The 25,732-nt window shown below is 73.2% G+C and carries 22 protein-coding genes; 10 read left to right on the forward strand and 12 right to left on the reverse strand.

The genetic code is table 11. The features are described from left to right. The 3 genes from ACFVVO_RS30180 to ACFVVO_RS30190 all read left to right on the forward strand — a co-directional run. Positions 1 to 708 (forward strand): cbb3-type cytochrome c oxidase subunit I (locus ACFVVO_RS30180; protein WP_390059115.1); only part of this gene is annotated, 708 nt, incomplete at its 5' end. Then, the gene (locus tag ACFVVO_RS30185; protein WP_390059117.1) at positions 705 to 1,037 is read left to right on the forward strand and encodes a hypothetical protein; all 333 of its coding nucleotides are present in this window, start codon (positions 705 to 707) and stop codon (positions 1,035 to 1,037) included. The genes ACFVVO_RS30180 and ACFVVO_RS30185, both read left to right, overlap by 4 nt. 249 nt (positions 1,038 to 1,286) lie before the next feature. Then, complete coding sequence (locus tag ACFVVO_RS30190) at positions 1,287 to 2,813, forward strand: MFS transporter (protein WP_390059118.1); 1,527 nt, start codon at positions 1,287 to 1,289, stop codon at positions 2,811 to 2,813. Between the two features lie 27 nt (positions 2,814 to 2,840). On the opposite strand, the gene ACFVVO_RS30195 is transcribed toward ACFVVO_RS30190, so the two are convergent. From ACFVVO_RS30195 to ACFVVO_RS30245, 11 genes are all read right to left on the reverse strand, one after another. Continuing rightward, complete coding sequence (locus tag ACFVVO_RS30195) at positions 2,841 to 3,884, reverse strand: metallopeptidase TldD-related protein (protein ID WP_390059120.1); 1,044 nt, start codon at positions 3,882 to 3,884, stop codon at positions 2,841 to 2,843. Next, positions 3,877 to 4,932: an aKG-HExxH-type peptide beta-hydroxylase gene (locus ACFVVO_RS30200; protein WP_390059121.1), complete on the reverse strand. Its 1,056-nt coding sequence runs from the start codon at positions 4,930 to 4,932 to the stop codon at positions 3,877 to 3,879. The genes ACFVVO_RS30195 and ACFVVO_RS30200 overlap by 8 nt, the downstream gene beginning before the upstream one ends. Further along, positions 4,929 to 5,843, reverse strand: a complete 915-nt coding sequence (locus ACFVVO_RS30205) for a JmjC domain-containing protein (protein WP_390059122.1) — start codon at positions 5,841 to 5,843, stop codon at positions 4,929 to 4,931. Before ACFVVO_RS30205 ends, ACFVVO_RS30200 begins: the two co-directional genes overlap by 4 nt. After that, positions 5,840 to 6,631 (reverse strand): hypothetical protein, encoded by a 792-nt coding sequence (locus ACFVVO_RS30210; protein WP_390059123.1) that lies wholly within the window; start codon positions 6,629 to 6,631, stop codon positions 5,840 to 5,842. The genes ACFVVO_RS30205 and ACFVVO_RS30210 overlap by 4 nt, the downstream gene beginning before the upstream one ends. Further along, positions 6,621 to 7,559, reverse strand: a complete 939-nt coding sequence (locus ACFVVO_RS30215) for a DUF692 family multinuclear iron-containing protein (protein WP_390059124.1) — start codon at positions 7,557 to 7,559, stop codon at positions 6,621 to 6,623. Before ACFVVO_RS30215 ends, ACFVVO_RS30210 begins: the two co-directional genes overlap by 11 nt. After that, complete coding sequence (locus ACFVVO_RS30220; RefSeq protein ID WP_390059126.1) at positions 7,559 to 9,475, reverse strand: B12-binding domain-containing radical SAM protein; 1,917 nt, start codon at positions 9,473 to 9,475, stop codon at positions 7,559 to 7,561. The genes ACFVVO_RS30215 and ACFVVO_RS30220 overlap by 1 nt, the downstream gene beginning before the upstream one ends. After that, the gene (locus ACFVVO_RS30225; RefSeq protein ID WP_390059128.1) at positions 9,472 to 10,713 is read right to left on the reverse strand and encodes a tetratricopeptide repeat protein; all 1,242 of its coding nucleotides are present in this window, start codon (positions 10,711 to 10,713) and stop codon (positions 9,472 to 9,474) included. Before ACFVVO_RS30225 ends, ACFVVO_RS30220 begins: the two co-directional genes overlap by 4 nt. After that, the gene (locus tag ACFVVO_RS30230; protein WP_390059130.1) at positions 10,697 to 12,136 is read right to left on the reverse strand and encodes an MFS transporter; all 1,440 of its coding nucleotides are present in this window, start codon (positions 12,134 to 12,136) and stop codon (positions 10,697 to 10,699) included. The genes ACFVVO_RS30225 and ACFVVO_RS30230 overlap by 17 nt, the downstream gene beginning before the upstream one ends. An 88-nt stretch (positions 12,137 to 12,224) precedes the next feature. Continuing rightward, positions 12,225 to 12,350 carry a hypothetical protein gene (locus ACFVVO_RS30235; protein WP_351673548.1) on the reverse strand — a complete coding sequence of 42 codons (126 nt, stop codon included), beginning with the start codon at positions 12,348 to 12,350 and terminating at the stop codon, positions 12,225 to 12,227. 322 nt (positions 12,351 to 12,672) lie between these two features. Further along, positions 12,673 to 13,698, reverse strand: coding sequence for an alcohol dehydrogenase (locus ACFVVO_RS30240; protein ID WP_390059131.1), 1,026 nt, complete (start codon positions 13,696 to 13,698; stop codon positions 12,673 to 12,675). A 224-nt stretch (positions 13,699 to 13,922) separates the two neighbouring features. Further along, positions 13,923 to 14,585 (reverse strand): TetR/AcrR family transcriptional regulator, encoded by a 663-nt coding sequence (locus ACFVVO_RS30245; RefSeq protein WP_390059132.1) that lies wholly within the window; start codon positions 14,583 to 14,585, stop codon positions 13,923 to 13,925. Between the two features lie 138 nt (positions 14,586 to 14,723). Between ACFVVO_RS30245 and ACFVVO_RS30250 the strand changes: the two genes are divergently transcribed. Continuing rightward, positions 14,724 to 15,977 carry a YncE family protein gene (locus ACFVVO_RS30250; protein ID WP_390059133.1) on the forward strand — a complete coding sequence of 418 codons (1,254 nt, stop codon included), beginning with the start codon at positions 14,724 to 14,726 and terminating at the stop codon, positions 15,975 to 15,977. A gap of 76 nt (positions 15,978 to 16,053) precedes the next feature. Here the strand turns inward: ACFVVO_RS30250 and ACFVVO_RS30255 are convergent, their stop codons facing one another. Continuing rightward, on the reverse strand, positions 16,054 to 18,024 hold the full coding sequence (locus ACFVVO_RS30255) for a GTP-binding protein (protein ID WP_390059134.1): 1,971 nt from the start codon (positions 18,022 to 18,024) through the stop codon (positions 16,054 to 16,056). A 263-nt stretch (positions 18,025 to 18,287) separates the two neighbouring features. On the opposite strand from ACFVVO_RS30255, the gene ACFVVO_RS30260 reads away from it, so the two are divergent. From ACFVVO_RS30260 to ACFVVO_RS30285, 6 genes are all read left to right on the forward strand, one after another. Beyond that, on the forward strand, positions 18,288 to 18,770 hold the full coding sequence (locus tag ACFVVO_RS30260; RefSeq protein WP_390059135.1) for a (2Fe-2S)-binding protein: 483 nt from the start codon (positions 18,288 to 18,290) through the stop codon (positions 18,768 to 18,770). After that, the gene (locus ACFVVO_RS30265; protein ID WP_390059136.1) at positions 18,767 to 21,253 is read left to right on the forward strand and encodes a xanthine dehydrogenase family protein molybdopterin-binding subunit; all 2,487 of its coding nucleotides are present in this window, start codon (positions 18,767 to 18,769) and stop codon (positions 21,251 to 21,253) included. The genes ACFVVO_RS30260 and ACFVVO_RS30265 overlap by 4 nt, the downstream gene beginning before the upstream one ends. Beyond that, positions 21,250 to 22,104 (forward strand): FAD binding domain-containing protein, encoded by an 855-nt coding sequence (locus ACFVVO_RS30270; RefSeq protein WP_390059137.1) that lies wholly within the window; start codon positions 21,250 to 21,252, stop codon positions 22,102 to 22,104. The genes ACFVVO_RS30265 and ACFVVO_RS30270 overlap by 4 nt, the downstream gene beginning before the upstream one ends. A gap of 15 nt (positions 22,105 to 22,119) precedes the next feature. Further along, positions 22,120 to 22,995 (forward strand): AAA family ATPase, encoded by an 876-nt coding sequence (locus ACFVVO_RS30275; protein WP_390059138.1) that lies wholly within the window; start codon positions 22,120 to 22,122, stop codon positions 22,993 to 22,995. Positions 22,996 to 23,264: 269 nt separating this feature from the next. Beyond that, the gene (locus tag ACFVVO_RS30280; protein WP_390059140.1) at positions 23,265 to 24,623 is read left to right on the forward strand and encodes a VWA domain-containing protein; all 1,359 of its coding nucleotides are present in this window, start codon (positions 23,265 to 23,267) and stop codon (positions 24,621 to 24,623) included. Continuing rightward, positions 24,616 to 25,722, forward strand: coding sequence for an XdhC family protein (locus tag ACFVVO_RS30285; protein WP_390059142.1), 1,107 nt, complete (start codon positions 24,616 to 24,618; stop codon positions 25,720 to 25,722). Before ACFVVO_RS30280 ends, ACFVVO_RS30285 begins: the two co-directional genes overlap by 8 nt. Positions 25,723 to 25,732 lie beyond the last annotated feature (10 nt).

Raw genomic sequence — 25,732 nt, forward strand, 5'->3', positions numbered from 1 at the left:
TTCTCCTTCATGACGTTCCTGATCGCCGTACCGACCGGTGTGAAGTTCTTCAACTGGATCGGCACGATGTGGAAGGGTTCGCTGTCCTTCGAGACGCCCATGCTCTGGGTGATGGGCTTCCTGGTGACGTTCGTCTTCGGCGGACTGACCGGGGTGATGCTGGCCTCGCCGCCGCTGGACTTCCCGACCTCCGACACCTACTTCGTCGTCGCCCACTTCCACTACGTCCTCTTCGGCACCGTCGTGTTCGCGATGTTCGCGGGCTTCCACTTCTGGTGGCCGAAGATGACCGGCAGAATGCTGGACGAGCGCCTGGGCAAGATCACCTTCTGGACGCTGTTCACCGGCTTCCACGGCACCTTCCTGGTCCAGCACTGGCTGGGCGTGAACGGAATGCAGCGCCGGATCCCGGACTACCTGGCGGTCGAGGGGCTCACCACGCTCAACACCGTGTCGACCGTCTTCTCGTTCCTGCTCGGCACGTCGATCCTCCCGTTCTTCTACAACGTGTGGAAGACGGCCAGGTACGGCGAGCCGGTCGGCGTGGACGACCCGTGGGGCTACGGCCGCTCGCTGGAGTGGGCGACCTCCTGCCCGCCGCCGCGGCACAACTTCCTCACCCTGCCGCGGATCCGCAGCGAGTCCCCGGCGTTCGACCTGCACCATCCGCGCGTCCCGGCGCGGGAACGGGAGCTGACCGCGCGATGAGCGCCGACGAGGGCCGGACGCTGGTCCAGGAGATCGAGGGCCATCTGCTGCTCGCCGCCGCACGCGAGGAGGGCCGTGCGGCGGCGGTCCGACTGGCGGCCCGGCTGGGCTGGCTCACCGACACCCAGCGGGACGATTTGGAGCAGCAGTTCGAGGCGGAGTACCTGACGCTGGCCCGCGCCTCGTGGCGGCGCACCGCGAAGCGCGCCGAGGAACTGCGGCTCACCTACGAGAGCAGGTACCGCGGGTTGCGCCTGCGGCTGGCGGCCTGGTGCGTCCTCGGGTGTGCCCTCACGGCGGCGGGCCTGCTGGTCCTGGCGGCCGCCTAGTGGTGTGGCCGGAAAGGTCTGCCGGAAGGCTCGCGGCGTCCGGTGCGGTGCGTCGCAAGGCGGAGCATCGCCCGCGTACCGGATGTACCCGGGTGATGCGGCAACGCGGCGAAGTGCCGTGCCGGGCGTCGCGAGCCGGTCAACCTTTCCGGCCACAGCACCAGGGTCTGGCGCCTCACCCATGGTGGCCATGTGTGCGGCGCGCCCGGCGGGGGAACCTGGTTCGGGCGCGTGAGAGGAGCAGCCCCTGTGACAGCGTCGGCGGCGGGCGGTCGGGACCCGGACGCCCAGGGCCCGGACGCGCAGGATGCCGCGTACGAGCCGGATCCGCGCCGGTGGCGGGCCCTGTGGGTCACTCTGGTGGCCGGCTTCATGAGCCTGCTGGACGTGACGATCGTGGCGGTCGCCCTGCCCACCATCCAGCGCGAGCTGCACGCCTCCGCCGCGCAGGTGCAGTGGGTGGTCTCCGGATACGCCCTCACCTTCGCCCTCGCGCTCGTCACCGCCGGGCGGCTCGGCGACGCCCTGGACCGGCGGCGCATCTTCCTGCTGGCCCTCAGCGGCTTCGTGATCTTCAGCGCGGCCTGCGGCGCGGCTCCCGACATCACGTTGCTGGTGGCGGCCCGGCTGGCCCAGGGCCTGGCGGCGGGCTTCATGGCCCCCCAGAACTCCGCGCTCATCCAGCAGCTCTTCCGCGGCGCCGAACGCGGTCGCGCCTTCGGGTTCTTCGGTTCGACCGTCGGTATCTCCTCGGCCGTGGGCCCGATCACCGGGGGTGTCATCCTCGCCCTCGCCTCCGGCGCCCAGGGCTGGCGGTGGATCTTCTACGTCAACGTCCCCATCGGCATCCTCGCGGTGCTGCTCGGGCGGCGCCTGCTGCCCCGTACCCGGTGGTCCGACCGTGGGCACGTGGACGTGCCCGGGGTCCTGCTGCTGGGTCTCGGCGTGCTCTGCCTCATGTATCCGCTGGTGCAGGCGGACTCGGGCGGCATCGGGCAGCTGTGGTGGCTGTTCCCCGTCGGAGTCACGGTTCTGGCCGGCTTCGCCCGGTGGCAGCGGCGCCTCGTCGTCCGCGGCACGCAGCCGCTGCTCGACCCGCGTCTGTTCACCACCGTGCGCGGCTACGCCGTCGGGGCCGGCGTCGGCACGCTGTACTTCATCGGATTCAGCGGCGTCTGGCTGGCCTTCGCCCTCTTCTACCAGCACGGCCTCGGCTACTCCCCGCTGCGGTCGGGCCTGGCCGTGACCCCGTTCGCCGTCGGCTCGTCGATCAGCGCGGTGGTCGCCGGCCGGCTGGTGGAGCGGTTCGGCCGGCTGCTCACGGTGTGCGGTCTCACGGGCGTGCTCCTCGGCCTCGGCGGCACCGCGCTGCTGCTGCGGTACGGGCCCGCGGGCGCCGCTCCCTGGCTCGCCGCCCCGCTGCTGTTCCTGGGCGGCGTCGGCGGAGGCTTCGTCGTCTCCCCCAACATCACCATGACCCTGCGGGACGTGCCGGTGCGCATGGCGGGCGCGGCGGGCGGCGCCCTGCAGACCGGCCAGCGGCTCGGCGCGGCGGTGGGCACCGCCGCCCTGCCCGGACTCTTCTACCTGGTGCTCGGCAGGAGCCACGACTACCGCGGTGCCCTCTTCGCCGCGCTGGGCGCCGCCCTCGTCGGCATGGCGGCCTCCCTGGCCCTCGCGACGTCCGACTGGCGGCGGGACCGGCGGATACGCGGGCCGCGCCGGAAATGCCCGGACGAGGTCGCCAACAGTCCGGTGAACGCCCGGCAGACCTGAGCGGCGCCTTTCGTGTCACGGAGTGGCTCAGGCGGGAGGCCGCGCACGGCGGACCAGTCGCCGCACCTGCTCCAGTGGCCGTACCACGCAGCGGGTCAGGAGCAGGGAGGGACTGATGAGGGTGGAGCCGACCTCGTGACCGTCCTTGACGCAGGCGTACGGCGAACTGTGCACGCGTACGTCGCTGCCCACCGCGGTGATCTGCCGCGCCAGCGCCGCCTTCGGCGCGCAGACGGCCACCGGCCCCACGATGTCGTCCGTCGGCCGCCCGTCGCGCACCCGGCGTGCCCACAGCGCCTCGAGGATGAGGTGTTCGCGCACGGAGAAGCCGCCGACGGCGGTACCGAGGAGCCAGCCGTCGCCGACCCGTTCGAGCAGCTCCGCCTGGGCGTGCGGGCCCGGTTCCACGTCGAGCACGCTGCAGCGCGGTACGACCGCGCCCCGGGCACCGCGGCCGTGTCCGGTGCTGCTGCCCGCGCTCAGGGCCCGGGTCTCCCGGGAGGTGAGCAGCGCGCTCCAGCGGCCGTCGCGGACCAGCGTGACGGTCCGGGGGGCGGTGTCCTCGTCGTCCCGGAGGTAGCTGCCCGCGTACGGACGGGCCGTCGGGCGGTCCCGTACCGTCAGCGGGGCCCGGGTCCACGCGTCGCCGAGGGACCGGCCGAGGGCCTGCCGCTGGGCCAGGTAGTTGTCGGCCTCGCTGGTGTGCCCGAAACACTCGTGCACCAGGATCCCGGCCATCGGGGGCGTGAGCAGCGCCGGACCCGACAGCGGGCCGGACAGCGGACGGCGCCGGGCCAGCAGCGCGCCGTCGTCGAGCAGCCGGGCCACACCGCCGTCCAGCTCTGCCGCCACGTAGGCGCTGTCGTGGGCGGCGACGCCCCACTGCGGGGTGTGGCCGTGCCGGGCCGGGCCGAGGCGGATCCGCACCCGGCACAGCCCGTCGTGTTCGTCGCGGTCGACGTGTGCCGCGGGGCCGAGCCGGGCGCGGGCCCGCGCCAGTGCCGCGCCGACGACGTCCTCGCCGGGGCCGGCCAGGGCGGCGGGCGGACCGTGCGGCTCCTGGTCAGCCACGGTCGAGCCGGTCGATCGCGCTCCGGCACCCCGCGAGCAGCCGGGCGCCGTGCTCGGTGGGCTCGGCGACCTCGAGCAGGTTCTTCTCGGCGACCCGCAGCTGATCGGTCTTCAGCGCGAGGTACCGCTGGATGCGGGCCCGTTCGGCCGGGTCGCGCTCGACCTCGAGGTGGCGGCCGGCCACGTGGACGTCGTTGATGAAGGAGAGGATGCCGTGCACGATGTGCCCGAGCGGGCGCTCGGCGTCGACGAACGGCGAGTGGTGCCGGGCCTCGGGATTGCGGACCACCGCAACACAGTCGAGGATGCCGCTGAAGCGCTGGTGGGTGGCCTCGTGGACCAGGGTCTGGGCCAGCATGTAGGCGGGCCGCTCGCTGGTCAGGACCAGGCCCCGCAGGCCGTGGATGCTGAAGTTCAGGGGGCGAAGCCCGCGATGGCCGCCCAGTGCCGCGAACGCCTGGATGTCGATCGCCGCCATCTCCCGGCCCTCGGGCCACACGGCCGCCAGCGCGTCGGCTCCCCGCTGCACGGTCGCGGCGAACTCCCGCGCCCGCTCCGGGGCGAGGTCGAGCGGGTCCTCGTCGCCTTCGCTGGCCCATCCGAACAGCTGGGCGGCGCGGCTTCCGGCGGCGGTGGTGACGACCGGTGCCGCGGGGCGCCGGGCGCCGAGGCCCACGTGGGCCGTCGCGCCCGGCCGCTCGGGGTCCAGGCACCGGCCGAGCCGGGTGAGCAGGGCCTCGGGGTCGGTGCCGGGCCTGGTGCCGCGCCAGATCCAGCCGGTCATGTCCGGGCGCAGCGCCCGGTCCAGGGCCTCGTCGACGTCCCATGCGTCCAGCAGTTCCAGGGCGCGGGCGACCTCGGGCGCGTCGGGACGGTCCTCGCGCAGCGTCCTGACCGCGCGCAGGAGCCGTACGAGGTACTGCCGGGCCACGACCCGGCGCACCTGTTCGCCGGCGGCGACGGCGGCGTCGTCCTCGGCCAGGACGATCAGCGACAGATCGGGCAGTCCCGCCGCCGACCTGTCCGCCGCGAGTTCCTTCAGCCTCATGCTTCCCCCTGTCCCGCCGGCTCCGCCCGTCGTGCCGCCGGTTCCGCGTGTTGATCCAGCGGTTCCGCGTGTCTCGCGGCTTCCGCGCGCTGTTCCGGCGGTTCCGCCGGTTCCGGCGCCGGGCGCGTGATGGTGCGCAGGGCCCGTACGAGTGCCGCCTCGAGCCGCTCGGGGTCGGCCCCGTCCAGGGGCAGCGGCTCCCACCAGGCGTCCTGCGCGGCCAGTGCGCGCAGCAGCGGCTTGAGGTGGGTGCCCAGCGCGCTGCGCGCGTTGCAGGAGAAGGAGACGCTGACCGAGCCCTCGTCGGCGCCGTCCGGGTTCTCGACCCCCTCGTGGGGTGCGAACAGCGGCAGGTAGAGCACGTCTCCGGGGTGCAGCACCACTTCCCAGGGCCGCTGCGGGAGCCGGCCCGAGGGGACGAACCCCTTGGTCTCCAGCATGCGTCTGCGCTGCCGCTCGCGGCTGGTGTGCTCGGGCAGTCCGACGCGCCAGCTCTTGGAGCCCTGCTGCTGTACGACGAAGTTGTCGCTGTGGTCGAAGTGGCAGCCGATGCCGGCGCCGCCACCGCGGGTGACGGACAGGTCCGCCGTGCACTCCTCCCAACCGAAGAGAGCGGCCAGCTTGCCGCAGGCGGCCGCCAGTTGGGGCACGGTGTGCTGTGCCTGGTTGACGAACAGCACGGTCCCGTCGGGGCGCCGGTGCACGCCCGCTCCGGAGGTGTCCCCTTCCAGGCGGGCCTCCAGTGCCGTGACGTCGGACCAGGTCAGCGCCGGTGCCAGGAACCGCGGGCCGCAGCCGCGCAGGACGACGGGCCGGCGGCGCCAGTGGTCGCGGTGGAAACGGTCGAGGTCGAGCCGGTCGGTCTCGTCCGGCCGGTGGGTGTCCGTCCGCTCGGTTCGCTGAGTGTTCATCGCAGCCCCCACGCGCGCACTCGGTCCTCCAGTGAGGTCCTCACCTGCGGTGCGAGCGCGTCGAGGCGCCCGTCCAGGAAGGTGGTCAGGGCCTCGTACAGTGGGCGGCGGGCGGGGCCGATCACGCAGCGGCCGCCTCCCGCCAGGAACATCGTCGGCTTCAGCAGCCATGCCTCGGGCGTCTCGTCGTACGCGCGGAACCCGCACAGGACGCCGCCGTGGAAGGCCATGTGGCCGAGGGTGACGTCGAAGGTGGCGTGGGCGCCGGTGGCGACCGCGCGGACGACGGCGGCGGCGGCCTCGTGGTGGACGAGCGGCTCCAGTTCGCCGAGCGGGTCGAGCGCCGGTGGCCGGCCGGCCATGAAGCGGTGGAAGCACTCGGGCAGCGTCGTGCCGCGGCCGTACGGGGAGAACGGGACGTCGCGGAACCGCTGGAAGGTCGGCGAGGCGATGAACTGCTCCGCCACCTGGTTGACCGCCACCCCGCGCCGTTCCCGCAGCTCGTCCAGGGTGCGGGGGAACGCCCCCTTGAGGCCGGGTCCGGTGCCGGTGCCTCCGGAGACCACCTCGGAGCGTATGTTCCGTCCCACCAGGGCCAGTTCGTGTACGTCCACCCGGCCGAAGGCGTCCACGAGGTCGGCGTCGAGCGTCAGCCGGTCACTGGTGGGGCCGTCGGTGGTGAACGCCTCGCGGAAGTCCCTGTCGTACAGGAGCCGGTCGAGGACCTTCAGGATCCGCTCGTGCCGCGTGGGCGGGGTGAGGACGGGTGCCGGGGATTCATGCGGCACGGGCGCCGCCCTCCTTCCAGGACCGCACGAGGGCGAACAGCCGCTCCGCGTTGGGCCGCGACTTCGGGACGAGTTGTCCGTCGGCGGAGAACTTGGGGTCCTCGTAGGTGACTCCGGTCAGGTTCGGCATCTGCGGCAGCAGGTGTTCCAGCAGGGCCAGTTGTTCGTCGAGCAGTACTCCGTGGTGCAGGTCGCGGAAGCGCCCGTCGACGATCTGGCAGCCCGACAGGTGCACTTCGTGGCAGCGGTCGAGGGGCAGCGCGTCCAGGCCCTCGAACATCCGCGGTCCGGTACGTCCCGTCAGCCACTGGTAGGCGAGGATGTGCCCGATGTCGATGGTCGCCAGCGCGCCGGTCTCCCGGATCACCGTGTCGTAGAAGGTGAAGGCGTCGAGATCGCCGACGAGGAAGCTGCCGCCTTCGGTGAAGCCGGGGAACTCCACGGAGAGGGGCGCCCGCAGTCGCCCCACCCAGTCGGCCACACCGGTCACGCAGTGCTCCAGGCCCTCCGCGGTGAGGACGGGCGGCATGGGGTAGGGCAGGCTGCGGCCCGCGAGGGACCAGATGCCGAGGTCCTCGATGACCCAGCGGAATCCGTAGCGTTCGATGAGCGCGTTGGTGAAGTCCGCGATCTCGGCGCGCCGGTAGCGTTCCGGGCTCCCGGTGTTGAGCATGGTGTGGTGGAAGGCGCGGGGCCGCTCGGCGCCGAACAGTTCGAAGAGCCGGTCGTACGCCGGGAAGTAGCGCTCGGGGGCGAGCGGTCCGTAGTCGATGGGCTGGAAGGCGACGAACATGTAGTCGTAGGCGGGGGCGTTGTGTCTCAGGAAGGCGGCCACTTGGTCGGTGGGCCGGCCGGAGCCGGTCTTCTCGAAACCGATCCGCTCCCCCCAGACCAGGTCCATGCCCAGCCCCAGTCCGAGCTTCTCCATCACACGCTCCTCCCTCCGAGGGCCTCGGACGCCGCGGGTGCCCGGCGGGTGCCGGGTGCCGTGGACGTGTCCGGCCCGTCGGGCTCCAGCAGGCGTTTGTCGAGCATCCGGTGCAGCCAGCGCCGGCCGTCCCGGTCCTCGGCCCGGAACCGGCCGTCCGGGGTGGGCGTCAGGGCGGCGGGCACGGCCGCCATCCGCGGCCAGGCCACGTCGGCCAGGAACCAGCGGCCGCCCACCCGCCGCAGGGCGACGGCGAACCGCGGCCGGGCCGCCGTCACCGGATCCCCGGTAGCGTCCGGCCGGCCGGCCGTGTGCTGCGGCAGGTCGGGGCGGCCGGCGCGTTCGGCGTCGGGCACGGCCTCGACGGTCATCCGCAGCAGCCGGTCGCGGGCCTCGTCGGTCCCCGTGCCGTCGAGGACCGCGCCGCCGACGCGTCCCGCGGCGAAGGCCAGTCCGTCGTTGGTGACTAGCGGGTCGTCGTCCTCGCGCCGCCGGTCCGCCCACAGGTAGCTGCCGGGTTCGGCGACGACCAGTTGCAGGGTGTCCAGGCCCATGTCCGCGGGGTGGCGCTGGATGACGCCGACCGTGTCGTGATGGCCCTCGACGGCCCCGGGGTGGTCGTAGCCGTCCATGAAGGAGAGGTTGGTGACGATGCCCGCGCCGGTCAGGTTGAGTACGGCCCGCTCGGCGTGGGCCGCGTCCTGTCCCTTGTGCAGGGAGTCGAGTATGTCCTGGTGGGCCGTCTCGAAACCGGTCGAGATCTGCACGCAGCCGGCCTCGCGCAGCCGGCGGCAGAAGCCGGGGTCGGCCAGTTCCGGCTCCAGGCGGGCCCGGACCCGGAAGGTCAGGTCCGCTCCGCTGCGGCGCACGGCGTCCATGACCCGTAACAGGTGCCGCAGGCCGGTGTTCTCGTCGGCCACGGCCACATCGGTGATGCCGAGTCGGCGGGCGAGTCCGACGAGGTGCCGGGCCGCGTTGCCGGGGTCGATCTGCTGGAAGGCCCGGGCGTCGCGGTAGCGGTTGCCGTACGAGCAGAACGTGCACTTTCCCCAGTAACAGCCCACGGTCAGGCGGTAGGGGAACTGGTGGGCCTGGTTGCTGTAGTCCGCGAAGTCGAACTGCCGGAAGTCGGGGGCGGGTTGGTGGTTGAGGACGAAGCCGTCGCGCAGGCCGTCCGCGGGCCGCTCCGGCACCTCACGGGTGCGGGCCGGGCCGGTCCCGAGTACGTCGGTCAGGAAGTCCTCGCCGTGGCCCACGCACCAGTGGTCGACCGAGCCGGCCGCCGCGGTCCGGCGGCGCAGCAGGGCCGCCCACATCTGGACGGTCGGTCCGCCGAGGGCGATCCGTACGTCCGGCCGGCGCCGTTTGATCAGTGTGGTCAGCGCGAGGGTGGGGACCACCTGGCTGAAGAACGGGACGGTGAAGGCCAGGAGGCGGGGCCGGTGTTCGGCGAGAAGCGTTTCGAGCCGGTCGGTGCACCAGTGGGCGGACCAGGTGTCGAGGGACGCCTCGACCAGCTCGTCGATCCGCCCCAGCCGGGGTGTCCCGGGGAGGATCCACCCGTCCCGGGCGGCCTGTAGCAGGACGTAGCGGCCGGTCGCGGTGATGGCCGTCTCCTGGGCGAAGCCGGCGGAGCGGTCCCGGGCGGTGCGCAGCAGCAGGTCCCCGTGGGCGGCCCGGTATTCCTCGCTGACGCCGCGGTAGACGGCGGCGGCGGTCGACGTGTCGTCGGCATCCCTCTGCCCCGGGGCGGGCGAGCGGCACAGGAGCACCTCGTCGCGGTACTCCAGGTTCAGGTCGAGGGTGCGCACCCGGCGCCCCTGGGCTGTCCAGGCCGCGGTGAGCTGGGGCAGGGCCAGGTAGGGGAACTGCACGGCCTCGCTGACCGGTGGCATCACCAGGAGTACGTCGATCACGGCCGATCCGCCTCCGGCCCGGCGGCGACGCCGGGCCCGGTCAGGCGGGCCAGCCGCCCCAGCTCCCGCGCGGCCCACTCCTCGGTGTCCGGATCGCCCTGGTCGCGGGCGAGTACGCGCAGCGTCTTCCAGACCCCTTTGCGCAACGGCAGTTCGGCCGCGAGGGCGCGGAACTCGTCCAGGGCGGCGCCCTCGCCGTCCAGTCGCAGGGTGGCCCGCGCTCCCATGATCCGGGCGTGTGCGCCGAGGGTGTCCTGGGGGTCGATGGCCGCCGCCTCCCGCAGGTACGAGCGCGCGGTGCGATGGTCGCCCAGGGCGAAGTGGGCGGCTCCGATGCGGTAGGCGAGCCAGCTGGAGCGATAGCCGTGCGCGGCGGCCGACTCGAAGCACCTCTCCGCTCTTTCGGGCCGCTGCGTGGTGTGTGCCAGGCCGCGCAGGGCGGCGACGATGCCCGCTTCCGGTCCGTCGCCGCCCGTCTCGGGTCCGGGCGGTTCGGCGCCCTGGTGGACGCGCAGCATCAGGTCCTCCGGCCACGGCGTCGCGGGCAGGTACGAGGACCGGCGCGCGCGCAGCCCGAGCCGCGCGGCGACGTCCGCGCCCACGGTGCGGTACTCGGACGGCAGGAAGCCCGACCGGGTGGACCAGGTCATCGCGGTCAGTTCGCCTCCGCAGGCGTCGACCAGGCGGGCCAGTTCGTCCGTGCCGTGCTCGGACCGGCCGTGCTCGTCCACCAGCCAGTCCAGGTCGATGTCCGTCACGACGTCCGAGCGCACGTGCCGGTCGAGGTGGTCGACGAGGAGGTCGGGGGGTACGACGGACAGCCGGACCCCGCACAGGGTGACCGCGAGGCAGCAGTGCTCCGCCCGCGGTTCGGCCGGTACGCCCGCGGTGTGGATCAGCGAGACGGCGTCCAGCGCGTGCTCGACCCAGCCGTCGGAGGAGCGCCAACTGGGCACCCAGACCAGGTCGGTGAGGCCGGCCGTGATCGCGGCGGCGGACCAGAAGTCGTCGAGGCCGAAGGCGCCGGGCACTCCGCGGACCGGGAGCCGGCGCACCAGCGGGGCCGGGGAGCTGCCGTCGTCCGCGACGGCCCGCAGCGCCTCGGCGCCGCCCGGAGCCAGGGGTTTGAGGTCGAGGTGGCGGTCGAAACACACGACCGTGCGGCCGCTGTAGGGGCGGGCGGACCACAGTGCCGCGACCTCGCCGTGCTCTTCGAAGAGATCAACGTGTGCCGGCATCCGGTGACCGTTCCATGAGAGGTGTGCCCGGTGCGGGGACGGTGTCCGCGGGCGGCGCGGAGGCGAACCGGCGGACGTCCGGCCGCACGGCCACCGCTGCGGTGGAGACGAGCACGAGGGTGCCGCCCCACAGCATGATCGTGCGGGCGTCGGCGAAGCGGAGCAGTCCGGCGCCGAGCAACTGCCCGAGGGGCAGGGAGGCGAAGGAGAAGAAGAAGTCCGCCGAGAAGGCGCGGCCGTGCAGGTCCTCGGGCACGTCCCGGCGCAGTCCGGTCATCTTGACGATGTCGAAGGCCTGCTGCCCGACGCCGCCCGCGAAGAAGGCGGCGGCGAGCAGCACGACGGACCCGGTCACCACGGGCGCCAGCACGGTCGCGCCGTACAGGGCGAGCAGGGCCAGCGCGTACAGGCCGCGGTGACGGCCGTTGATCCGGCCGCCGACGAGGGCGCCCAGGGCGTTGCCGATCGCGAAGGCGCCCAGGACGAACCCGTACACGGTGGCGCTGTGACCGCGCTCGATCAGGAAGACGGGCAGGGCGACCATCCAGGGGCCGACGGCGAACACCACGTGCACGACGGCGAGGAGCTGCACATGGCGCAGCCACGGGATGCGCCACAGTACGGCGAGGCCCTGGAGGGCGGTGCGCAGGAGGGACGGTTCGGCTTCGTCCGCGTCCTCGCCCCGCGGGTCGCCCGGCGGGCCGTCCGGCTCGGAACCGGCCTTTGCGGACGCCTGTTCCGCCTCCGCGGGGCCGGCCTGCGACCGGGTCCTGATGTGCGCGCCCGCCCAGCGGGTGGCGGCGGCGGAGACACCGAAGGCGAACGCGGCGAGCACGGCGCCCGTGGGTGCGCCGAGCGCGCCGACGACGGCGGCGGCCAGGGTGGGTCCGACCATGCCGGCGCTGTTGCGCATGCCTTCCAGCAGGCCGTAGGCGGCGGTGACCTCGGTGTCCTCCTCGTCGGCGGCGCTCCGGGCCGCCCGGTCCGGGAGGATCCGGGGCGCGACGACGAGCAGCGCCGGCTCGCTGACCGCCTCGCACAGTCCGATCAGTACGGCGACGACGATGACGACGGCGTCCAGCCTGCCGTCCCAGACCAGGGCGAGCGCGACGAGAGCGGCGACGCGGGTGGAGTCCGCGACGACGGCCGCGCGGACCGGGTCGAAGCGGTCCAGGAGGGCTCCGCTGAGCAGGACCACTCCGCCCAGCGCGACGAAGCGTGCGGCGAAGACGGCGCCGATGGTCTCGGCGGGCGTGCCCGCCTTCGCGGCCGCCACCACGACAATGATAGGAAAAAACGCGTCACCGAGAAGGGAGACCATCTGCCCAAAACAAAGACCGGCGAATCGCCGGTGCCGCAACAGCCGTACATAGATTGCCACAGGGGGCGCGAAACCTTTCTCGCCGAGAACGCCGGGATTCATTCCGCGAAAATCAGCCGGACGACGACAACGGGTGAGCGGCCGGAAAACCGGGCCGCCCACCCGTTTTCATGTCTGGTCCGGGCCGGCCTTAGCTGCGGAACCGGAACGCGTGGAACGCCACGCTGTCGTCCAGGTCCTCGGCCTCCAGGACCTCCAGAGAGTCGAGGTCCTCGATCTCCTCAAGGATCTTCTGGTCGGTGTTCGACTCGCCCATTGCGTCTCCCTCGGAAATAGGGCACCACAGGCCCAACCCCGCAGCGCTTTGAATTGATCCTAGGGGACACCCCTCACTCGCCCACAGAAGGCATGGGCAGTTTGACCGAAAAGCGCGCGGGGCGGCCCGGGTTCCGCTTTCCGATCAGCGCCGCGAGCCAGGAAACGGCGGGAAAGGGAACGGAATCGACCGTTCCTTGACACGCGCACTGGCTCGTTCCGGTCGGATTCGGTACTTCGCCCGCGGAAACGCCTTCCCCGCTGCCCGAAAGGGGGAATTCGAAGCCCTGCCACCAGGGCATTTCGGCCGGTGAGAAGACGTCTCAGCCGGTGGAGAGCACCATCCGGAAGCGGGCCCGGCCGGAGAGCATCTTCCGGTAGGCCTCGTCCGCCTGCTCCAGCGGCACGGACTCCGTCATCGGGCGGATGCCGTGCAGGGCACTGAACGCCATGGTGTCCTCGACGTCCTTCGCGGTGCCGGAGGGGTGGCCGCGCACGACACGGCCGCTCATGAGCAGCTGGACCGGGCTGATGCCGAGCGGCTCGGTGTCCGCTCCGATGACCACCAGCTCGCCGCGGTGCGCCAGGCCGTCCACGGTGGCCGTGATGGCCTCGGAGTGCCCGGCGGTGGCGAGGACGACCTTGGCTCCGCCGAGGGACTGCAGGGCCTCGGCGACCGGGGTGCCGGAGGTGCTGTCGACGTAGTGGTGGGCGCCCAGTTGCTTGGCGAAGTCGGCCTTCTCCGCGCCCCTGGCGATCCCCACGGTCTCGAAGCCCATGGCGGCCGCGTACTGCACCCCGAGGTGCCCGAGACCGCCGAGTCCGAGCACCGCGACCAGGTCGCCCGGCCTGGCGGAGCTGCGCCGCAGCCCGTTGAACGTGGTGACGCCGGCGCAGGCCATGGGCCCGGCGTCGCCCGCCGCCAGCCCCTCGGGGATCCGGGCCAGGGCGTCGACGGGCACGAGCACCTTGTCGCCGAAGCCTCCGTCGTACGCCCAGCCCGGGACCTTCAGGTTCCGGCACACGATGAAGTCGCCCTCGCGGCAGGGCGCGCAGTGGCCGCAGCTGCCGCCGAACCAGCCGACGGCCACCCGGTCACCGGCCCGCCATCCGCGGTCCTGGGTTCCCTCGCCCAGTTCCTCGATCCGCCCGGCGATCTCGTGCCCGGGCACCTCCGGGAACGACACGCCCGGTAGTCCGCCGCTCACGAAGAGGACGTCACTGTGGCAGATCCCGCACGCCTCCACGGCGATCAGGACCTGTCCGGGCCCGGGCCGGGGCACCTCTCGCTCGGCCAGTTCGAACGTGCCGTCCGGGGCGGTCACCTGCGCGACTCGGTAGGTACTCATCTGCATCTCCGGAGAACGGGTACGACGGCCCCCTGAACCAGCAGAGCAGTTACGGCCGGATGCCGCGCGCCGAGCCCCGTCCCACCGGCCGTCCGGCCCGGGCCCGCGCCCGGCAGGTCCACCGCGGGCGGGGCCGGAACCGGGCGCCGGAACCGCCCTCAGCCGCGGCCGGACCCCCCCTCGACCGGGGCCAGGATCATCCCGGACTCAGGCCCCTGTCCCGCTCATCCCCGCCCGGCCTGCCAGCCCTCCGGGCGCAGGATGCCCAGCAGTTGGCGGACGAGTTCGTCGACGACCTCGTCCAGGGTCGCGTCCACCCACCCGGCGCTCCAGTCGTGCAGCAGGCCGTTGACGCTGCCGATGAAGGCGGTGGCCGCGAGGCGGTAGTCGCGCACCGCCGCCTCCCCGCGGGCCACGGCCGCGTCGGCCTCCGCGCGGATCAGGTCGACCCAGCGGGCCCGGCGGGCGAGCCGCTGCTCCTCCAGCCGGGCGCTGACGCCGATGATCTCCACGAAGGCGATGCGGATGCGGCGCGGATCGCGGGTGACGTCGCGGGCGTAGGCGCGGAACAGCACGGCGACCCGCTCGGCCAGCGGCAACCCCTCCGCCGCCGCGAGCGCGTCCAGCACGGCCTGTTCCGCCCAGCCGTTGACCTCCAGATGCAGGGCGGCGAGGACGTCCTCCAGGGTGCGGAACTCCTCGTAGAACTGGCGGGTGGACAGGCCGGCGGCCTGGCTCAGGGCGGCCACCGTGGTCGCCCGGTAGCCGGGGGTGTCGCCGAACAGCCGCAACGCGGCGTCCAGGAAGCGGCGGCGCCGCTCGGCCTGCCGTTCCTCGGCGGACCTGCCGCCGTAACGGCCCGTCGGTGCCCTGAGCCTGCCCGTCACGCTGTCCCCTCCCGTTCCCACCACTCCCCCAATCTTGTCGTGCACACATCTTGTCGAGAAGGCCGACCCTTCCTTACTTTTCAGTAAGTTCACAGTGAAAGCGCCCGTGTTCAGATTCCCCGAGGAAAGAGAGCAGTCATGCCCGCCTCCAGAACCAGGCACCTTTGCTCCATGGCCGCCGCCCTCGCGCTGACCCTCGCCGGCCCGGCGACCGCCGCCTCCGCCGCCACCCCGGACGCCGCCGGTCTGCGGGAGGTGCTGTTCGTCGGCAACAACTGGGACGGAACCGCCGATGTGATCAAGTCCTCCGGCGACTTCGCGAAGATCGGCCGGATCGACGTCGTCCCGGACAAGGACCAGCGGATGGCGGAGATCAACGCGGACCCGATCAGGTGGATCTACTTCCAGGCCATCCGCAACAGCGTGGGCGAAGGCCATGACCAGTTCGCCGACGACATGTACTCCACCCCGGACGGCCGCTCCGTCGTGGTCTCCCGCCCGAGCTTCGCGGACGTCGTCTCGATCGACCTGGCCACCGGAAAGGTCGACTGGCGCTTCCCCGTGTCCGGTTACCGGGCCGACCACATGGCGGTCTCGCCGGACGGCACCCGTGTGGCGGTGTCCGCCTCGACCGCGAACACCGTGCACGTGCTGGACATCGAGACCGGCAGGCAGCTCGGCTCGTTCGCGACCGGCGACAAACCGCACGAGAACATCTTCACCAGGGACGGCAAGTACATCTGGAACATGTCCATCGGTGACGTCAACACCGCTCTGGACGACCCGGTCTGGGACTGGACGAAGGGCGACCGGCGCATCACGGTCGTGGACGCGACGACCTTCAAGCAGGTCAAGGTCGTCGACATGCGTCAGCGGCTGGACGCGTACGGGCTGAAGGACTTCTCCGACGCCGTGCGCCCCGCCGTCTTCTCCCCCGACGAGTCCAAGCTGTACTTCCAGGTGTCGTTCTTCAACGGCTTCCTGGAGTACGACGTCGCCACCGACAGGATCACCCGGATGAAGACCCTGCCGAAGAACCCGGCGACCAGTTCGGACCGCACCACCTGGGTCAACGACTCACGCCACCACGGGCTCTCGATGAATCCCGCGGGCACCAAGCTGTGCGTGGCGGGCACCATGGACGACTACGCCACGGTGGTCGACCGCGCCACTCTCCAGGAGGGCCCGCTGGTCACCGCGTCCAAGCCGTACTGGGCCACGGTCAGCGGCGACGGCAAGGACTGCGTGGTCTCCGAGTCCGGCGCGGACCAGGTCACCGCGATCGACTTCGCCACCGGCCGGAAGGTGACGTCGGTCCCGGTCGGCGACCATCCGCAGCGCGTCCGCCTGGGGCAGGTGCGGGACGGCTGGACGGGCCCGGGCGGAAGCTGAGCCGCGCACGGCCTCCGGGGTGCCCCCAAGACCCCGGAGGCCGTGCCACGCCGGCGAAGACGCCGCGGGGACGGTCTCAGTCGCCCACTCTGCGCGTCACGTTCAGCAGGTACTCCTTCCGGTCGAGCGGGTTGTGGTCGGTGCGCGCCCGTTCGGGCACCGGACCGCGGGCGACCGGCGCGTAGTGGTCGAAGGCGGTCTCCAGCTCGCCCTCGCCCCGGGTGAGCCCGGGCAGCCGCTGTTCCAGTTCACGCACCCGCGCGGCCGGCACCGCTCCCTCCAGAACACAGGCCTGACCACGGGCCCCGGTGTTCCGCGGTACGGCGCCCAGCCGGGCCAGCGCCGGCAGCAGCGCGCCCAGGGTGTCGGCGGGGGCCTCGAGACGGAAGCGGTGCATCGGCTCGTGCACCAGGGTGCCCGCCCGGCGCAGCGCCTCGGTCAGCACGAGCGGGGTCAGTCCGCGGAAGTCGTATCCGGTGCTGGACATGCTCTTGTCGAAGCCCTGGTGGGCGTGGCTCTGCCGGGGCGAGTAGCCGGAGTGGGTCATGGTGACCGTGCAGTCGGGGACCTGCCAGCCGTGCAGCCCCTGGCCGAGGGTCTCGCGGACCGTCTCCTCCACGGCCTTGAAGAAGGCGTACGGCATGGAGCCCAGCTCGACCTCCAGCCGGAACTCCACGCCCGAGCCGGGCTCCGCGGGGTCGGCTCGCAGGCCGACGGTGGCGAGGAAGGGGTTGGCGTCCTTCCTGTTGAACTCCACCGCGTGACCGGTGCCGGTGAGGCGTTCGACGCACAGGGTGGTGGTCTCCCGGAAGGTGACGTCCAGCCCGTACTCCTCGGCGAGCGTGGCCTGGACGACCTCCTTCTGCACCTCGCCGTACAGGGAGACGGAGGTCTCCCCGCGCACCTCGTCGTGGCGGACGCCGATCAGCGGGTCCTGTTCGGCCAGTTGGGTGAGCGCCAGGTGCAGCGAGCGCCGGTCGGTGCCGGGGCCCGGTACGACGACGGTCTCCAGGCTCGGTGGCGCGAAGTGGTGCTCGCGGGCCCGCCCGGGCGCGCCGAGCGCGTCGCCGATCCGGATGCCGCCGAGCCCCCACACCCGGGCGATCCGGCCCGCCACGACGCCGTCCCGCCGGGTGTCGGTGCCCCGGTCGAAGACGGTGAGCGCGGTGACCCTGCCCTCCTCGCGGCCGGCGCCGAACGGCACGCGGTCGCGCACCCGCAGGGTGCCGGAGAAGACCCGCGCGTAGGCGACCTTCTCCCCCGCCGGACCCCGCTCGACCTTGAACACCGCACCGGACAGCGGGCCGTCCGGGTCGCCGCCGGCCGGGGGCAGCAGCCGCTCGATGCCGTCGATCAGGTCGGGCACGCCGGCCCCGGTGATGGCGGAGCCGAAGTAGACCGGATGGACCAGCGCCCGCCGGGCCTGCCGGGCCAGGGCCGCGCGCAGCCGCCGGGCGGTGACCCGGCCGTCGACGTAAGCGGACAGCAGGGCGTCGTCGCGGTCGGCGAGCGCGTCGAGCGCCGACGGGCCGAGACCGGGGACGAAGCGGGCGGCGGGGGTACCGGGCGCGGCGGCCGTTCCCATGGCGACGAGCGGTACGGCGAGCCTGCGGGCCATCTCGTCGAGCACGGCCCGGTCCCGGGCCCCGCGCCGGTCGATCTTGTTGACGAAGACGAGGGTGGGGATGCGCAGCCGGCGCAGGGTCCGCATCAGCACCCTGGTCTGCGCCTGGACGCCCTCGACGGCCGAGACGACCAGGACGGCGCCGTCCAGCACGCCGAGCACCCGTTCCACCTCGGCGATGAAGTCCGGGTGGCCGGGGGTGTCGATGAGGTTGACGGTCACGGTGTCGAGCGGGAACGACACGACGGCCGACTTGATGGTGATGCCGCGCCGGCGCTCCAGCGCGAGGGTGTCGGTCCGGGTGCTGCCGGCGTCGACGCTGCCGATCTCGTCGGTCACGCCGGCCGCGTGCAGCAGCCGTTCGGTCAGGCTGGTCTTACCGGCGTCGACATGGGCCAGGATCCCGAGGTTGAGCAGGTGCACGAAGCGTCATGTCCTTGTGTGAGGGGGGCGTTCCTTCCTGGGTGGACATGAACGTCGCGCGCATGATCGCTCCTGGTTCCGGTCGGGGACTCGACCGGTGCAGTGCATCAGGGCCGGTCCCGCCGGGGCAATGGATTAATACTCAACGAAACACCCACCGCAGCGCTCGCCGGGTCCGCTGCGCCGCCCTAGAGTGACCTACGTCACGCCAGTCTGACGGATCCATCCAGCTTTCACTCCTGCCCGAACGGTCTGGAGGGCGCATGACCCACATCAAGGTGAACGTGGACGGCACGGCCTACGAGGACGACGTGGAACCCCGTCTGCTCCTGGCCCACTATCTGCGTGACCGCCTCGGTCTGACCGGTACCACCATCGGCTGCGACACCTCCAACTGCGGAGCGTGCACGGTCGACCTGGACGGCGCCACCGTCAAGAGCTGCTCGGTGCTGGCCGTGCAGGCGGACGGCGGCACGGTGACCACCGTCCAGGGGCTGGCGCAGGACGGCGAGTGGACGCCCCTGCAGCGCGCGTTCCACGAGCGGCACGGCCTGCAGTGCGGCTACTGCACCCCCGGCATGATCATGGCGGCGCGCGATCTGCTGCGCGAGAACCCGCGGCCCACGGCCGACGAGGTCCGGCAGGCCCTGGAGGGCAACCTCTGCCGATGCACCGGTTACCAGAACATCGTCCGCGCGGTCCTCGCCGCCTCCGGGCAACAGGTCACCGAGGAGGCCACGGCATGACCGATCAGGCCGTAGAACACGAGATCGGCCGCTCCCGGCTGCGCAAGGAGGACGCCCGGCTGATCACCGGCCAGACCAACTGGACCGACAACATCCAGGTCGCCGGGCTGCTGCACCTGGCCGTCCTGCGCAGCCCGATGGCCCACGCCCGGATCGCCTCGGTCGACGTCTCGCCCGCGCTGGAACGCCCCGGTGTCGTGGCGGCGTTCAGCGGCGCCGACCTCGCCGAGGGGCTCGGCTCACTGCCCTGCGCCTGGCCGGTGACCGAGGACATCGTGCTGCCCGACCACCCGCCGATCGCCGTGGACGAGGTCCGCTACGCCGGTGACCCGGTGGCGGTCGTGGTGGCCCGCGACCGGTACGCCGCGGCCGACGCGTTGGAGGCGATCGAGGTCGAGTACGAGCCGCTGCCCCCGGTCCTCGACCTGGAGGCCGCGCTCGCGGAGGGCTCCCCGCTGGTCCACGCCGACAAGGGCACCAACCGCTGCTACACCTGGCCGCTCGCCACCGGCGAAAGCTTCGACGCGGTACGGGAACGCGCCGAGGTGACCCTGAAGCGCCGCTACCACCAGCAGCGGCTGATCCCCAACGCCATGGAGCCGCGCGCGGTCGTCGTCACCCCGCTGGCCGCCTCCGGCGAGTACACGGTGTACTCCGCGACACAGATCCCGCACATCCTGCGGGTCATGCTGGCCGTCGTCACCGGTATCCCCGAGCACAAGCTGCGGGTGATCGCCCCGGACGTGGGCGGCGGCTTCGGCTCCAAGCTCCAGGTCTACGGCGAGGAGGCGCTCGCGCTCACCGTCGCGCGCCGGCTCGGCCGCCCGGTGAAGTGGACGGAGTCCCGCTCGGAGGGCTACCTCGCCACCCACCACGGCCGGGGCATGATCCAGGACGTCGAGATCGCGGCCACCGCCGAGGGCAGGCTGCTGGGCCTGAAGGTCGACCTGCTCGCCGACATGGGCGCCTATCTGATGCTCGTCACCCCGGGCATCCCGATCCTCGGCGCGTTCATGTACCCGGGGATCTACAAGATGGACTCCTACGAGTTCAGCTGCACCGGCGTGTTCACCACGCGCACCCCGACCGACGCCTACCGGGGCGCCGGCCGCCCCGAGGCCACGTTCGCCATCGAGCGGACCATGGACGAACTGGCCCACGAACTCGGCCTCGACCCGGTGGAGGTCCGGCGCCGCAACTGGATCCGGCACGAGGAGTTCCCGTACACCACCATCGCCGGGCTGACCTACGACAGCGGCGACTACGAGGCGGCGACCGACAAGGCCCTCGCCCTGTTCGGCTACGACGACCTGCGCGCCGAGCAGCGGGGGCGCAACGAGCGCGGCGACACGGTACGCCTCGGCATCGGCGTGTCCACCTTCACGGAGATGTGCGGGCTCGCGCCCAGCCGGGTGCTGCGCGACCTGCGGTACTCGGCCGGCGGCTGGGAGGCGGCGAGCATCCGTATGCTGCCCACCGGCAAGGTCGAGGTCGTCACCGGCACCAGCCCGCACGGGCAGGGCCATGTGACCTGCTGGAGCCAGATCGCGGCCGACGTGCTGGGCGTCCCCTTCGACGACGTCGAGGTGGTGCACGGCGACACCAGGGCGGCCCCGCAGGGCATGGACACCTACGGCTCGCGCTCGCTTTCGGTCGGCGGCGAGGCCGTGCACCGGGCCGCGGTGAAGGTGGTGGAGAAGGCCCGCAAGATCGCCGCGCATCTGCTGGAGGCGAGCGAGCGGGACCTCGACTTCAAGGACGGCGCGTTCTCCGTGAAGGGGTCCCCGGAGGCCCGGAAGACCATCCAGGAGATCGCCTTCGAGACCTTCACCTCGCACGACCTGCCCGACGGCGTGGAGCCGTCCATCAACGCGGAGACCCTGGTCGACCCGGAGAACTTCTCCTACCCGCACGGCACCCATCTGTGCGCGGTCGAGGTGGACACGGAGACCGGCAAGACCCGGATCCGCTCGTACGTCTGCGTCGACGACGTCGGCCGGGTGGTCAACCCGATGATCGTGGAGGGTCAGGTGCACGGCGGGCTCGCCCAGGGCATCGCCCAGGCGCTGTACGAGGAGGCCGTGTACGACGACGACGGCAACCTGGTCTCCGGCACCATGGCCGACTACCTCGTGCCGTCGGCGGCGGACCTGCCGGACTTCGTGACCGACCGGACGGAGACGCCGGCGGCCTCGAACTCCATGGGGGTCAAGGGAGTCGGCGAGGCGGGCACGATCGCCTCGACGCCGGCCGTGGTGAACGCCGTGGTCGACGCGCTGCGGCCGCTGGGCGTGCGGGAGGTGCGGATGCCGTGTTCGCCGCACCGGGTGTGGCAGGCGATCCAGGCCGCCCGGTCCGGTGCCCCGAACGTGGCCGAGGAGGCCGGCGGGACGGGGCCCGCGCAGTCCGGCCAGTCCGGGCAGGCGGCCCAGGCGGGCGACGTCGGACAGTACGGCCCGTCCGGTGAGGAGGGTTCGGCATGATTCCCCCCGCGTTCGAGTACACCCGTCCGACGAGTGTCGACGAGGCGGTGCGCGCGCTCGCCGATGCCGGCGAGGACGCGAAGGTGCTGGCCGGCGGGCAGAGCCTGCTGCCGCTGCTGCGGCTGCGGCTGGCCTTCCCGGAGCTCGTGGTGGACGTCGGCCGGATCCCGGAGCTGCGCGGCGTCCGGGAGGACGGCGGCACCCTGGCCATCGGGGCGATGACCACGCACCACGAGGTGGTCCACGACCCGCTGGTGCGCCGGCACGCCGGTCTGCTCGCCGAGGCCACGGCCACCGTGGCCGATCCCGCCGTACGGCACCGGGGCACCCTCGGCGGCTCGCTCGCGCACGCCGACCCGGCAGGCGATCTGCCCGCCGTGGCACTGGCCCTGGACGCCGAGCTGGTCGTCGTCGGCCCGGGCGGACGACGCACGATCCCGGCCCGGGAGTTCTTCGTCGACTACCTCCAGTCGACGCTGGCACCCGACGAACTCCTCGTGGAGGTGCGGATCCCGAAGACGGACGGCTGGAGCTTCCACTACGAGAAGTTCCACCCGGTCGCCCAGTCCTGGGCCATCGTCGCGGTCGCGGCGCTCGTACGCCGCGACGACGGGCACATCGCCGAGGCGCGCGTCGGGCTGACCAACATGGGCGCCACCCCGCTGCGGGCCACGGCGGCCGAGGAGGCGCTGTCCGGCGCCGACGGGCCCGAGGCCGTCGCCCGGGCCGCCGAGGCGGCCGCCGAGGGGACCGAGCCGTCGCAGGACCTGGCCGCCACGCCCGAGTACCGGCGGCATCTGGCGCGGGTACTGACCCGGCGGGCGGTGCTGACCGCCACCGGAATGGGGTGAGCGCCGATCACCCGGATGGACGACCCGGAGCAGGTGCGGGCCCGCCTGGAGGAGACGGGGTACCTCGTCGACGAGGGACTGGCCGTCACCTGCTTCCTGGCGCTCCGACTGCACCGGCCGCTCTTCTGCGAGGGCGACGCGGGCGTGGGCAAGACCGCGCTCGCCTCCGCCCTCGCCGAGGCGCTCGGCGCGCCGCTGATCCGGCTGCAGTGCCACGAGGGCATCGACGCCTCCCAGGCCCTGTACGACTGGGACTTCCCTCGCCAGTTGCTGCACCTGCGGGCCGCGGAGGCGGCCGGGGTCCAGGACGCGGACAGGTTGGAGAGCGAGCTGTACGACCGGCGCTTCCTGATCGCCCGGCCGCTGCTGCGGGCGCTGCAGACGCAGCCGTCGGTGCTGCTGGTCGACGAGATCGACCGGGCCGACGACGAGTTCGAGGCGTTCCTGCTGGAGCTGCTGTCGGAGTACTCCGTGACCATCCCCGAACTGGGCACGCTACGGGCCGAGGAGCCGCCGGTGGTGGTGCTGACCTCCAACCGGACCCGGGAGGTGCACGACGCGCTCAAGCGCCGGTGCCTGTACCACTGGTTCGACCACCCCTCCTTCGCCCGCGAACTGGCCATCGTGCGGCGCCGGCTGCCGAGGGTCTCGGCCCGGCTGGCCGAGCAGGTCACCGCACTCGTCCAGACCCTGCGCGGCGCGGACCTGCTCAAGCCGCCGGGGGTGGCCGAGACGATCGACTGGGCCGAGGCGCTGGACGCGCTCGGGGCGACGGAGGTGGACGCGGAACTGGCCGTGGCGACGCTGGGATCGGCCCTGAAGTACCGCGAGGACGCGGACCGCGCCCGGGGCCTCGACCTGACCGCGGTCCTTGCGGCCCGAGGGACGTGAACGCAATGCACACGGCGGACAGCTGGCCGCACCGCCCACCCGGGGCGCACCTCGGGGGTCGGGTGCCGGGGACCGATGCCGGCCCGCACGGGGTGGACGCCGGACGGCTCGGGGCAGGCGCCGCGCCGCCGGAGCCGGACGCCCGGCCACCCGGAGCGGACGCGGCGCCACCGAGGCCGAACGCTGAGCCACTGAGGCCGGAGGCTGAGCCCCCGAGGTCGGACGCCACCCCACCGAGGGCGGAAGCCGAACCGCCCAAGCCCGTTCCCATGCCATCCGGAGCGAACACCGAACCGCTGACGGCGGCCCCCGAACCGCCGAAGCCGGACGCCCGGCCACCCGGAGCGGACGCGACGCCACCGACGGCGGAAGCCGAGCCACCCGGAGCGGACGCCGAACCGCCACGGCTGAACGCCGAGCCACCCAGGGCCGATGCCTGGCCGCCCGGGGCAGGCGCCGGACCGCCCGGGGCAGGCGCCGTGCCTCCGGGGGCCGATGCCGTGCTGCTCGGGTTCGTGCGGGCGTTGCGTGCTGCGGGGCTCGAGGCCAGTAGCGAGCGGGTGCACGCGTTTCTGCGTGCCGTGGCCGTGCTGGGGCCGGGAGCGCGGGCGGACGTGTACTGGGCGGGACGGGCGACGCTGTGCGGGGGACACGACGATCTGGCGCGGTACGAGCGGGTGTTCGCGGCGTACTTCGGGTCGCCCGGCGAGCCCGCTCCGCGCACGGTGCGGTCCGCTCCCCCGCCCCGGCTGCACCTGGTCGCCCGTCAGGTCTCCGCCGAGCCCGGCGCACCCGGCGATGACGAGCCGTCCGGACCGCCGGCGGCCACGCTCGCCAGCTCCGCCGAGGTGCTGCGGCACCGTGACGTCGCGGACCTGGACTCCGCCGAGCGGGCTCAACTGCGCCGTCTGCTGGCCGCCTTCGCGCTGCACGGACAGAGCAGGCGCTCGGCCCGGCGACGGCCCGCCCGGCGCGGGCAGGTCGATCCGCGCCGCACCGTGCGGGAGCTGCTGCGGCGCGGCGGGGAACCGGCCCGCCTGCGGCGGCACGCCCGCGTGGAGCAGCCCCGCCGGGTCGTGCTGCTCGTCGACGTCAGCGGCTCGATGGCGCCGTACGCCGACGCGCTGCTGCGGTTCGCGCACGCGGCGGTGCGCGGGGGCCGCACCGAGGTCTTCACGATCGGCACCCGGCTGACCCGGGCGACCCGGGAACTCTCGCACCGCGACCCGGACCTCGCGATGGCGGCCCTGGCGGCGGCCGTGCCGGACTGGCGCGGCGGCACCCGGCTGGGCGAGCTGCTGCGCGAGTTCCTGAACCGCTGGGGGCAGCGGGGCATGGCGCGCGGCGCGGTGGTGGTGCTGCTCTCGGACGGGTGGGAGCGGGGCGATCCCGAGTTGCTCGGCGCGCAGATGCGCCGGCTGCACTCCCTGGCCCACCAGGTGATCTGGGCCAACCCGCGCAAGGCCCGGCCCGGTTACGCGCCGCTGGCCGCCGGGATGGCGGCCGCCCTGCCGAGCGTGGACGCCTTCGTCGAGGGGCACAGCCTCGCGGCGCTGGAACGGCTGGCGGCGGTGGTGCGCGGGGCCGCGGACGGCCGGATCCCGGTGAAGGGAGCGAAAGGTGCGTGAGATCCTCCCGGCGCTGGAGCGCTGGTACCGGGCGGGGGTGCCGTTCGGGCTCGCCACGGTCGTCGCGGTCAGCCGCAGCACGCCGCGCGGCCCGGGTGCCGCGATGGCCGTGGGGCCGGACGACGAGGTCGTGGGCAGCGTGTCCGGAGGCTGTGTGGAAGGGGCGGTCTTCGAACTCGCCCAGGAGGTCGTGGCGAACGGCGAGGCGCGGCTCGTGACCTACGGGTACAGCGACGAGGACGCGTTCGCCGTCGGGCTCACCTGCGGCGGCGAGATCACCCTGCTGGTGCGGCCCGTGACGTCCGGCTCGGACCCGGCGTTCGGCCGGGTAGCGGCGTCCGTCACCGCGGGCGAGCCGGTGACCGTGGCCACGGTGGTCGACGGGCCGGCACCGCGCGGGGCCGCTCGCGCGGTCTGGCCGGACGGCGTCGAGGGCACCCTGGGCGCGGCCGGGCTCGACGTGGCGGTCACCGCCGACGCACGCGGTGAACTCGCCCTCGGCGCCTCGGGGCTGAGGCACTACGGGCCGCACGGGGAGCGCCGCGAGGACTCCGTCACGGTGTTCCTGCAGTCGTTCGCGCCGCCGCCGCGGATGCTGGTCTTCGGGGCGATCGACTACGCGGCCGCCGTGGCCCGGATCGGCGCCTTCCTCGGCTACCGGGTCACCGTCTGCGACGCCCGCCCGGTCTTCGCCACGCCGAAGCGCTTCCCGGAGGGCGTGGAGGTCGTCGTCGACTGGCCGCACCGCTATCTCGCCGCCACCGGCACCGACGAGCGCACGGTGATCTGCGTCCTCACCCACGACCCGAAGTTCGATGTACCGCTGCTGGAGGAGGCGCTGCGCCGGCCGGCCGCGTACATCGGGGCGATGGGCAGCCGCCGTACCCACGACGAGCGGCGCGAACGGCTGGCCGAGGCCGGTGTCACCGAGGCAGAGCTGGCCCGGCTGCGCTCTCCGCTCGGGCTCGATCTCGGGGCCCGGACGCCGGAGGAGGTGGCGGTGTCCGTCGCCGCCGAGATCGTCGCCCTGCGCTGGGGCGGCAGCGGCACGCCGCTGACCACGACCGTCGGGGCCATCCATCCGGCCGCCGCCCCCTGACCGCGAGGAG

This window comes from Streptomyces sp. NPDC058145, assembly GCF_042884245.1.
In the GTDB taxonomy this organism is placed as follows: domain Bacteria; phylum Actinomycetota; class Actinomycetes; order Streptomycetales; family Streptomycetaceae; genus Streptomyces.